This is a genomic window from Pseudoalteromonas sp. SR44-5 (assembly GCF_014163675.1).
GTDB classification, from domain to species: domain Bacteria; phylum Pseudomonadota; class Gammaproteobacteria; order Enterobacterales; family Alteromonadaceae; genus Pseudoalteromonas; species Pseudoalteromonas rhizosphaerae.
The window spans coordinates 30,066-41,657 of the sequence record NZ_JACJDT010000043.1; the positions used below are offsets into that span (position 1 = coordinate 30,066).

The 11,592-nt window shown below is 41.0% G+C and carries 9 protein-coding genes; 8 read left to right on the forward strand and 1 reads right to left on the reverse strand.

Annotated elements, in window-relative coordinates:
* Positions 1-2 precede the first annotated feature (2 nt).
* The 8 genes from H5154_RS18220 (at position 3) to msrB (ending at position 9,178) form a co-directional block, all read left to right on the forward strand.
* Positions 3-734, forward strand: a complete 732-nt coding sequence (locus H5154_RS18220) for an RNA methyltransferase (RefSeq protein ID WP_149980702.1) — start codon at positions 3-5, stop codon at positions 732-734.
* Positions 735-814: 80 nt separating this feature from the next.
* A complete protein-coding gene (locus H5154_RS18225; protein ID WP_182719189.1) occupies positions 815-4,210 on the forward strand; it encodes a chromosome segregation SMC family protein in 3,396 nt (1,131 codons plus the stop codon).
* A 40-nt stretch (positions 4,211-4,250) separates the two neighbouring features.
* The gene (gene zipA / locus H5154_RS18230) at positions 4,251-5,003 is read left to right on the forward strand and encodes a cell division protein ZipA (protein ID WP_149980700.1); all 753 of its coding nucleotides are present in this window, start codon (positions 4,251-4,253) and stop codon (positions 5,001-5,003) included.
* Positions 5,004-5,096: 93 nt separating this feature from the next.
* On the forward strand, positions 5,097-7,118 hold the full coding sequence (gene ligA / locus H5154_RS18235; RefSeq protein WP_182719190.1) for an NAD-dependent DNA ligase LigA: 2,022 nt from the start codon (positions 5,097-5,099) through the stop codon (positions 7,116-7,118).
* Positions 7,111-7,455, forward strand: coding sequence for a DUF3392 family protein (locus tag H5154_RS18240; RefSeq protein ID WP_145240691.1), 345 nt, complete (start codon positions 7,111-7,113; stop codon positions 7,453-7,455). Before ligA ends, H5154_RS18240 begins: the two co-directional genes overlap by 8 nt.
* Positions 7,452-7,955 carry a DUF2919 domain-containing protein gene (locus tag H5154_RS18245; protein ID WP_149980698.1) on the forward strand — a complete coding sequence of 168 codons (504 nt, stop codon included), beginning with the start codon at positions 7,452-7,454 and terminating at the stop codon, positions 7,953-7,955. The genes H5154_RS18240 and H5154_RS18245 overlap by 4 nt, the downstream gene beginning before the upstream one ends.
* 28 nt (positions 7,956-7,983) lie before the next feature.
* Complete coding sequence (locus tag H5154_RS18250; RefSeq protein ID WP_149980697.1) at positions 7,984-8,424, forward strand: hypothetical protein; 441 nt, start codon at positions 7,984-7,986, stop codon at positions 8,422-8,424.
* A 313-nt stretch (positions 8,425-8,737) separates the two neighbouring features.
* The gene (msrB, locus tag H5154_RS18255) at positions 8,738-9,178 is read left to right on the forward strand and encodes a peptide-methionine (R)-S-oxide reductase MsrB (protein ID WP_145240697.1); all 441 of its coding nucleotides are present in this window, start codon (positions 8,738-8,740) and stop codon (positions 9,176-9,178) included.
* A 156-nt stretch (positions 9,179-9,334) separates the two neighbouring features.
* Here the strand turns inward: msrB and H5154_RS18260 are convergent, their stop codons facing one another.
* Positions 9,335-10,996, reverse strand: a complete 1,662-nt coding sequence (locus H5154_RS18260) for a tetratricopeptide repeat-containing response regulator (protein WP_182719191.1) — start codon at positions 10,994-10,996, stop codon at positions 9,335-9,337.
* Between the last annotated feature and the right edge of the window lie 596 nt (positions 10,997-11,592).

Consider the following 11,592-nt stretch of genomic DNA (forward strand, 5'->3'; position numbering starts at 1 on the left):
TTATGATTTCAAAAAACCAACTCAAGTTAATTCGTGCATTAGGTCAAAAAAAGTACCGAAAGCAACATAATCAATACCTTGTGCAAGGTGAAAAAAACGTACTTGAGTTATTGGCAAGTGGTTTAACAATTATTGATATATTTGCGACAGCAGCCTTTATTGCGCAGTTCCAGCAGCAGTTTACTCACGTAAACATGATTGAAGCCGATGAAGATGTGTTAACTAAAGCAAGTACTTTAGTGAGTAATAATGCCGCTATTGCGATAGTTGACATGCCAACAGCGAGTGCACCGCAGGCAAGCGGTTTAATCTTAGCCCTTGATGGCGTATCTGATCCAGGCAATTTAGGTACCATTATCAGAGTAGCTGATTGGTATGGGATCAAGCATATTGTCACCAGCACAGATAGTGCCGATGCTTATAACCCTAAAACTATTAGCGCCACTATGGGCTCGTTTGTTAGAGTCTCAGTGAGTCAAGTTGAGTTGCCTGCGTACTTAAGTGGTTTAAACTTACCTATTTATGGCGCTTTTTTAGATGGAAAAAGCGTGCATAAAACTCAATTTACAGGCCAAGGTGTTTTGTTAATGGGTAGTGAGTCTCATGGAATACGTCAAGCTTGCGCAGCATTGGTAACAGATAAAATAACCATCCCCGCTTTTGGTGGTGCAGAATCTCTCAATGTAGCCATGGCAACGGGTATTATTTTAGATAATTTTAAACGCCAAGCTTAATCCCTGTACTTACTTTTATCGTCAAGAACGGTTAAATTAAATACTCAAGCTATAACAATAACAATCGGTAAACCAATTAGATGCGTTTGAGCACCATAAAATTAGCGGGTTTTAAATCTTTTGTAGAGCCCACTAAAATTCCATTCCCAGATCAAATGACCTGTGTCGTTGGCCCAAACGGCTGCGGCAAGTCTAATGTCATCGATGCTGTGCGTTGGGTGCTTGGCGAAAGCTCTGCTAAAAATCTGCGTGGCGATGCCATGACCGATGTTATTTTTAATGGCTCAACCAATCGCAAACCTATTTCTCAAGCGTCGGTTGAGTTGATTTTTGATAATACCCAAGGGCACTTACCGAATACTTTTGCCGATCGAAATCAAGTGGCTATTAAACGTTTGGTAACACGCGACGGGCAATCGCTGTATTTTCTCAATGGCAGTAAATGCCGCAAACGAGATATTACCGATATATTTTTAGGCACAGGTCTTGGTCCGCGTAGTTATGCGATTATCGAGCAGGGCATGATCTCGCGTTTAATTGAGAGTAAACCGGCAGATTTACGGGTGTTTTTAGAAGAAGCAGCAGGCGTTTCAAAATACAAAGAGCGCCGTCGTGAAACGCAAACCCGGATCAAAAGTACCCGCGAAAACCTTGAACGCTTACTCGATGTTCGCCAAGAGCTGCAAGCACAAGTTGATAAACTGGCAGTACAGTCAGTTGAAGCAAAAAAATACCGCGAGTTAAAAACCCAAGAGCGCACTTTAAAAGGGCAACTAGCGGTCTTAAAATGGCAAAAGCTACATCAGCAACAAGTGACTAAAGCCGACACAATGGCCAAGCTGAATGAGCAAATTAGCTTTTTTAAAACTGCTCATTCAGGTCATGACGATGTACTAGCAAGCCTTGAAAACCAAGTGCAATTGCAACTTGAAAAACTCAATGATGCGCAGCAAGCCCAGCACCAAACGCACACTGAATTGACTCGTGCTGAGCAACAGCAAATAAACTTAAAACAACAACAACAAGCGTTTAGTCACAATCTGATCAAACAGCAACAGTTGCAGTTACAAAATCAGCAGCTGCAACAACAACAAAAAGACCATACTGATGAGCTACAAAATGCGTTACAAGAGGCAATTGAACATACTTTAATATGTACAGAACAAGTCACTGAGATGGCCGACGCGGTGGCACAGTTGCACAGTGCCAAGCAGCGCAGTGCTACTGATTGGCAACGAGTTAATGAACAGTTTCAGGCTATTAATACGCAATATAGCAAGCAACAAAATATAGCCGATCAACAGCTGCAAAATTTGCACTATATTAAAAACCAGCAAACGGCATTAGAAAGCGAATTAATAGAGCTGGCAGAAAACCCAATTGCTGAACAAGTAGCGCAGCAGCAGCAGTTAATGCAGTCACTAACGCAAGAGTTAGCAGCAAAACAAACTGCCTTAAACAAAGTAAATAGTAATAATCAACAAGCTCAAAGCGTGTTACGCACCTGCCAAGATGCACATCAAACACTAGCACAACAACAAAACGAGAATAAAGCCAAAATAGCAGGCTTGAATACAATACTCGCAGATACTCCAGCGCAAGGTAGTGGCGATGTTTTGGCACAGTTAGTTGTACGTACTGGATTTGAGCATGTGGTTGAACAAGCATTACAAGGGCTTGAACAATTAAATGTGACATCTATAGCAACACCTAACGGAGTATGGCCAACTACCGACACCGCACCGCAAAGCTCATTAGCGGTGTTTATAGAGCAAGGGGTTTACCCTGATTTATTACATCGCATTAAGTATAAAAATGATTTTGAACATAATGATTTAGCGGATGAGTATTGGCTTGCAGTGATTGATCGCCAAGGTAATATTCAGGGCCGCAATTGGTATCAACAAGCCAGTAAAAGTGCAGAAAATTCGTTGCTGATCAAACATAAACAGTTGGCCGAAGCAACGCAGTTAGCATCTCAACTCAGTGACGAACTAGCTATACAAAGCAATAAGCTTACAGAACAACAGCGAGTCTGTGAGCAATTGAAGGCACAAAGCGAAGAGTTAAAAGCAGCGGTACATCAGCTTGCTCAACAAGTGGCCTCAGGAAGCACTCGTCGCGATATGCTCAAAGAGCAATTACAGCAGTTTCAGAATCAACAACATAAATTACAAGCGAAGCTACAGCAGTTAAACGTTGAACACACGAGCATAGAGAATAAAGTGGCTGAACAACAGCAACATATAGCAAGTGTGGCAAAACAGCGTGATGAAATAAGTGTTGCGCTTAATGATGCTCAAGTGCAGCAGCAACACACTGATGAGCAATATAAACAGGCAAACGCTCAGCTTGAACACTATAAAACGCTTGCCCATCAGGCGACACTAAGTGAGCAAAAAGCGCGCAGTGAATGCCAACTCAGTGACACTAAATTACAGCATGCAACGACCGCCAGCGAAACCGCCAGTGAAGCTGTCAGTGAGTTAACCGCGCAAATTGAAGAGTTGGTGATCCCATTAGAAGAGGTCGCAGAGCAAATAATATTATTGTTGGAGCAACATCAACAAAGTGACATTGAACTCAAAAATTTGCAAAGTGCATTGACGGAAGCTAAAACAGCTCTTGTAGATAAACAAACAACGCTTAAAGCGTCGCAGGGGGAGCTGGTACTTTTACAAGAACAATTACAACAACTTGCCCTCGAAGAGCAGAGCTTATTAATTAAAGCACAGGCAGCTCTTGAACCTCTGGGTGAGTTACAGCAAAACTTGAAAGAAGTATTGGCACAGCTCCCTGAAAACGCCAGTATAAACACTTATCAAGGACAGCTTAATAAAGTAGGACAAAGTTTAAGTGACTTGGGCGCGGTGAACTTAGCGGCGATTGATGAGTTTGAACAAGCGCAGCAGCGTAGCCAGTATTTAGATCGTCAAGTCGAGGATTTAAGCAAAGCATTGACGACACTTGAAGGTGCAATTGGAAAAATTGATCGCGAAACCAAAACGCGTTTTAAAATGACTTTTGATCAAGTAAATCACGATTTTGGTCAGTTATTTCCTAAAGTATTTGGCGGCGGCAGTGCATATCTTGAATTAACCAGTGATGACTTACTGGAAAGTGGTGTTAGTATAATGGCACGCCCACCGGGCAAGAAAAATTCAACAATTCACCTTTTAAGTGGTGGAGAAAAAGCGCTGACCGCATTATCATTGGTATTTTCAATATTCAGGCTCAATCCAGCTCCGTTCTGTATGCTGGATGAAGTTGATGCACCATTGGATGATGCGAATGTTGGGCGATTTTGCCGATTAGTGGAAGAAATGTCACAATCGGTGCAATTTATTTATATCAGTCATAATAAAATTGCCATGGAAATGGCTGGCAGGTTGACGGGTGTAACAATGGCTGAACCGGGCGTTTCGCGTGTGGTCGCTGTAGATATTGAACAAGCGGTGCAAATGGCACATGCATAAATATTAATATTTGAGTAGATAAATAATAAAAGGTGAGGGGATGGCCGAACAATTAAGATGGGTTTTAATCATTATCAGTGTAATTGTCATTGGTGGATTATTAATACATGGCCTATGGTCAGTTCGTAAAAAAGATGCACCCGTTGCGACTAATGATGAGCGGGTTGAGCCTGCAGATCAAGCGCCTACTGAGCGTCAAAGCGTAGCTGAGCCAGCATCTCATACTGAGCGTGATGAACCGCAGTTTGGGGATTTAAGTTTCAGTGCTGATGAAAAGCAACCACACTCTTTTGCAGCGTCAGATGACGAACCTGCCGCTGAGGTTGATGATGTGACTACTGCAACAGATGCAAGCGTAGAGGATGAAGCTGAGCAACCGGCTGCAAGTGATTTTATCATTGTGCATATTCAAATGCCTGAAGGCTTGAGTATGGAAGGCAGCAAATTATTGCCAGCAGTAAACACACTTGGCTTTAAGTACTCTGAAGAAGGCTTTTTTAATCGCCATTTAGATCCTGCTGGTCATGGTCCAGTGCTGTTTCGGTTAGTGAACATGTACAACCCTGGTACTTTTGATATAGATAATATGGAACAATTTAGCACCGCTGGAATTAGCTTGTTTATGACCTTGCCGTGTGATGGTGACGGGCTTGCTGCATTTAATATGTTGCACAGTGCGGCTAAAAAGTTAGCAGATGAATTTGGCGCCGTTATTTTAGACTCACAACGAGAAGAAATGACCGTTGATAGTGTGCGCAATTATGTTGAAAAAGTGAGACGCTTTTCAGCTTAATCACCTGCAATATACAGTTAATTAATTAAGAATTTTATAAGCCACTTGGCGATAACTCGTTTAAGTGGCTTTTTTATGTTTTTTGAGGTCAGTATGTCCACTTTAGTGTTAGCGCAAATAACGCAACTTCGTCAGCAGTTAGAAGATCACAATCATAATTATTATGTACTTGATAACCCAAGCATTCCTGATGCAGAGTATGATCGTTTATTACAACAATTAAGTGCGCTTGAGGTAGCAAATCCTGAGTACTTGAGTACTGATTCACCGACCCAGAAAGTAGGCGGTGCGGCGCTTGCTAAGTTTGAGCAAGTCACTCATCAAGTGCCGATGTTGTCACTTGATAACGCTTTTAGTGAAGAAGAGTTCAGCGCTTTTAATCGCCGCATTAAAGAACGTTTGATGGATAACAATGAGCTGACCTTTTGCTGTGAACCAAAACTTGACGGTTTAGCGGTGTCGATTTTATACCGTAATGGTGTGTTAGTGCAGGCGGCAACGCGTGGCGACGGGCACACCGGCGAAAATATTACCACTAACGTTAAAACGATTCGTAATGTACCGCTAAAATTACGTGGTGATGACTTTCCCGAGGAAATTGAAATTCGTGGTGAAGTGTTCATGGATAGCGCCGGATTTGACAAACTTAATGCTGAAGCCGAAAAGCGTGGCGACAAAGTATTTGTTAATCCACGTAATGCAGCCGCAGGCAGCTTGCGTCAACTCGATTCAAAAATCACCGCCAAGCGACCTTTGATGTTTTATGCCTACAGTATTGGCGTAGTAACAAATGGTGAATTACCAAGTGATCATTACCAGCAATTGGCTAAGCTAACTGACTGGGGGTTACCACTTTGCCCGGAAACAAAATTAGTCGAAGGCCAGCAAGCTGCTTTGGATTACTATCAAGATATACTTGAGCGCCGCAGCAGCTTAAAGTATGAAATTGATGGTGTGGTGATCAAAATAAATAACAAAGCACTACAAGAGCGGTTAGGTTTTGTAGCGCGAGCTCCGCGTTGGGCGATTGCGTATAAGTTTCCTGCGCAAGAAGAAATCACTCAGCTACTGGATGTTGAATTTCAGGTAGGGCGCACTGGCGCAATTACCCCTGTGGCTCGTTTAGAGCCGGTATTTGTTGGTGGTGTCACGGTTTCAAATGCAACGTTACACAATCGTGATGAAATAGAGCGTTTGGGGGTAAAAATTGGCGATACTGTGATCATTCGCCGTGCTGGTGATGTGATCCCACAAATTACTCAAGTGGTATTAGAGCGCCGTCCAACAGATGCCAAAGAGATTGAGTTTCCGGCTACTTGTCCAATTTGTGACTCCCATATTGAACGCATTGAAGGCGAAGCCGTAGCGCGCTGTACAGGAGGCCTGGTGTGCCAAGCACAGCGTAAAGAAGCGATCAAACACTTTGCTTCACGCAAAGCACTCGATATCGATGGCCTTGGCGATAAAATTGTTGAACAGCTGGTGGACAGAGAGCTCATTAAAACGCCAGCAGACTTATTCATACTTAAACAAGGACATTTTGAATCGCTTGAGCGCATGGGGCCAAAATCGGCGAAAAACCTAGTAGCAGCACTTGATGATGCAAAACAAACGACGTTGGCTAAGTTTTTATACTCATTAGGTATTCGTGAAGTCGGTGAAGCGACGGCGCAAAATTTAGCTAATCACTTTTTAACGCTAGATAAAGTAACTGCGGCAACAACTGAAGCGTTAGTCGAAGTTAGTGATGTTGGGGAAATTGTAGCCAAGCATGTGCGTGGTTTTTTTGCTGAGCAACATAATTTAGATGTCGTAACTGCCTTGCTGGAACAGGGTATTCATTGGCCAGAACTCACGCCGCCAAGTGAAGACTCACAACCGTTAGCAGGCTTAACCTATGTGTTAACGGGTACTTTGAACGAGCTTAATCGAAATGATGCAAAAGCACGCTTGCAGCAGTTAGGGGCGAAAGTTTCAGGTAGTGTATCAGCTAAAACCGATGCGTTAATAGCGGGTGAAAAAGCCGGTTCTAAGCTCACGAAAGCACAAGATTTAGGCATTGAAATACTGACCGAAGATGATTTAATTGCATTACTGGCGCAACATAATGGATAGCATTATTACGCTTTTTCAGGATTTAGCACTGACCTTTGGTCAGTGGCTAAAGCCTTACTTATATAATATCGCATTGTTACTGGTGGTGTGTTTGGTGTCTTTGTATGCAAATGAGATTATCAAAACCACGAAACGCTTTGTAGCAAGGCGCCACTTTATACTCAGAGTATGTGCATTTGTACTGGTAACCGGGTTTGGTTTTGGCTTGTTAGTAGTATTTGTCACTCCATTACTAAGCCAGTTACTGATGTTCTTTGGTGTGCGCTGGTTAGGTGTTACAGCCGTGGCAGCATTCATATTACTTGGCGTAGTAGCCGAGAGGAAAAACCAGTTATGAAGCGTTATGGACCAGAGTATTGGGACAAATATGGCACCTATCGCACTCCAATCGCGTTTCATTTGAGTTTACTGGTATTACTTCGTGCCTACTTTATTTGGATCATTGCGGCACTGAGCAGGCGTCCTGAGCTTGATTTAATGTCATTAGTGTTTAGATCTAAAGCTGACTTTTTCAGTGCATTGGCTATTGGTGCAATAGCCATTATTCCTGCCGTAATTTTTTGTTTGCGCAGGCCACAAAAAAGCGCAGACAGTGCAGCATGGTTAGCGCGAGTGTGGCGTTTTATGCGGTGGCCATTGTTAGCATGTGCAGCGATAGATTTAAGCTGGCTGATTATTCAAGCCGCTCATAGTTATTATCAGTTTTCGATGTTTTTAGCGCTGCAAATGGTGACGGTATTGTGGGTATTATTATATTTAGCAAAAAGTCGTTATTTAACGGTGTTTTTTAATGATTGGCCCGATCCTGAAACCGATGAAAAAAGTGCAAGTAAGTAATTTAGGTTAACGTTGCAAGGAGTCTTTGATGCGTAAAATTAATCAATTACTGGCGCTGATCGTCGGCTGTTTCGGTATCGTGTTATTATTGTTGAGTGTATTTACCATGTTATTTCAGCAAGCGTGGTTTGTATTGTTAATAGCTGTATGGCTATTTGTATTTAGCTCATGCTGTTATCGGCTAACACCACTATTTAAAGCACGTAATAGCCTAGATAAGTTTATTCGACGCGAACAACAGCACCTTTTGGTATTTACCCTTTCAGGTTTTTTTGACCGTACTCACGGCCCACAATGGCTACTTATTGATAGTATCAAGGAAATACAGTGCCATGATGACCAATTTTTAATTCTCTCCAGCGAACAGCGTCAATGCTCAATAGGCTTACCGGCAACTAAAGCAGAGCTAACACAATACTTTAATACACTATTGACTGAAAATGAAAAAAAATTAATTACCATTGTATGAAACTAAATAGTGATCAACAGGGTATATATAGTATGCAACAGCAAATAGGCTTAGTAAGAAGCTGTCATTGGTGTACTGAAGCTATTTAGCTCACTAATAGGCGTTGAGTCTGTTGAGATGGCTGGTTTAACAGTGCAGATAAACGTAGCTAGTGAGTTTAAACATTCCCGTAGCCAGTATCAAAATTATTTTTCACCCCCTACAAAACCATTTTGTGCAGTGCGGATAAATCCAAGCTGACAATGTTATTAGCGCGATACCATGATAATGTGGATAGCAATAAATTAACCCATCTTACTCAATGAGGTCAGTTATGTTGAATTGGAATGATATTCTAAACTTTGCCAATAAAGGCAATCCAGAGCCGAGCCGTAAAGTAGTAAAAACCGAGCAGCAATGGCGTGAACAATTAACCGAAGAAGCCTTTTATGTGACTCGTAATAAAGGCACAGAGCGCCCACACAGCTCAGATAGCTGCACCTTGTTTGAACCTGGTAAGTACGCCTGTGTATGTTGTGATAACTTATTATTTGATGGTGATGAAAAATTTGATAGCGGCACTGGCTGGCCATCATTTACTCAACCCGCGCAACTAAACTCGATTGCTTACAATGGTGACAAGACCCATGGTATGCAAAGAATAGAAACTGTATGTAATGTATGTGATGCGCACTTAGGTCATGTATTCCCAGATGGACCAATGCCAAGTGGTCTGCGTTATTGTATAAACGCGGTCTCATTGAAGAAGGTGTAATTTATTAGCTCGTAATTGACAATAACCAATGCCTTACTGAATTTACATAATCCGATTCCAGTAAGGCTGGATTTTAAAAGTCATATCACCGCTTGTCAGCGATATTTTGAATTCCTCATTCTTATAAACAACACCTTATCTAAACTATTTATTATTCTATTTGGTTTTGCCTGGCTCTTCTAGATTAGCAAGTGTTAGCCCCATACTCGTTGCTTGTTGTACTATTTTATTAAAGCGTTGTTGCTGCTCGTTGTCTAATGTTGTCGTATTGAGTAACGCATAGCATTTTTTTGCCATCATTAGGTTTAACGTTTGGCCATTTTGCTTGGAACTATCAAATAGACACTGCAATAAATTTAAAGCAATACTTGGATTACGAGGCATTACTCTAAATGCTTGTGTGAATGCTTCAAGAGCGGTATTTAATTGACCACGGTTAAACTGTGTAACTGCATGGTTATTCAGCTCTTTAGGGCCCATTTTTATATCACGGCGTTCACTTTGTTGTTGTTGAATATAACGTAAATAAACAGCATCACTCACTGTTGGATGACGTTCACAATGACTAATAATTTGGTTAAATAATGACTGTGCTTTGTGGTGAAACCCCAGTTCATGAAATGCCTTTGCTTTATCAAGTGCGCCGTCTACAGAGCGAATGTGGCTATCGTCATCGTCGAGCTGCTCAATCAACATTTTCGCTTTTTGATGCTCATCTTTCAAATAGTGTAAACGGGCATTTAAAACATCTATTTGCGCCTGATTGTGACTATTTGGAAATTGGCTTTTTAAATCAGCTAAGTATTTATTGGTTTGTCTTGAAATACGTTGAATTTGATCGCTTTGATCTGTTGTTAATGCAAAATCAATACCCGCCCGTGCTGCATTTAAATATACGTCAGGGTGATCGTGAATCGAATGTTTGGCAAAGTTGGCGATGTCTTTTTGTGTAAGGTAATTTTTTTCATAATCATGATTTACCAGCGATACATGGCTAAGTGATTTTTGGCGCTCGATATTGCGTGGAGCTATATCAACGGCTTGGCTTAAAAAATCTTGCGCTAATTCAAATTGGTTTAATTTAATCTCCAGCTTACCAAGTAAATCGAGTGCGACTAATCGTGTTTCATGACGTAGCAGCATCGTTTTTAGCATTCTTTGCGCAAGAATATGCTCGTTATTCGCAATTAATGCTTCAACTAAACCTACCTTTGCCCATGTAAATTTTTGAATATCAAGAACTGATTTAAAGAAAGCTTTTGCGGTATCTGCTCGTTTTAAGCGAAGTAGGGCGTCACCTTTTAAACGCAATAATATTGCACTATAAGCATTGCCTTTTTCATCAAGCGCAGTATTGATTGCTTTTAGCGCTTTAGAGTCATTCCCATCGTCAATGAAATTATATATTGCTTGTAAATGATTTTTACGCAGCAAAATTCGTTCTATACGTGTTTTAAGATCATATATGGTGAATGGCTTGACTAAAAAGTCATCGGGTTGCAGTTCAAGCACGCTGTGTACCAAAGAACCACTGGTTTCAGCTGAAATAAAAATGAACCCAGTAGAGTTTTTTATTAAACGCTTAACGCGTAACTCTTCATATAGCTGATAGCCGTCTTGCTGCTTACTTAAATTAAAAGAGCAAACAATCAGATCAAACTGTTCACTGGTGCACTGCTCTTTAGCCGAATTTGCATGTTCAGCAAAGCGCAGCTGTCGAAAGCCAAGTTTTTCGAGCGACTGTTTCATATAGCTTTGAGCAAGAGGTTGCTCTTCAACTATAAGTATTTTTGCATTAGAAAAAATCTTTGCTGGCATTAGACTTGTGACCACATGAACGTATCAGAGACTATAATAAACAGTCTAGTCGCTGACAAGGGAATTTAAAATTTAATACCGCAGACTTCGTTTATTTGATCAGTTATGAATTTTCAAGTAGCTTGATTATCCAAATTTAGGTAGCGCTAGTTATTGCTTGAGGATTTTTATAGAGATAGGAGACCCTAGCTTTGTAAAGCGCCTAGGTTGATGCTTTTCAAACTTAATTATCCATCGAGGAACACATTAAAAGAGTTTCAGGTTTGGAAAAGAATTAGCGTATTTAGAGGCTTTTTGAATTTTATTTTTAACAGAATTACTAAGAGGTTTTATATGTGGTGGGTGATACTGGACTTGTACCAGTGACCCTCGCCATTATTTGTAAAGGGTGGCGATGCTCTTTTTTTTCAACTGAGCTAATTATCGATTAAAGAATATAACGTAAGGTTTGATTGAGGGTATTAAAAGGTTTTATACCAATCTGCCAAATTATGTGATCTAATTAGCACACTGATACCTATCTACTTTTACTAAATTGAACTTAGAAAAATCCAAGCAACTTTTAGCTTTATCACGTAAAGAGCCTAATGCGAGAA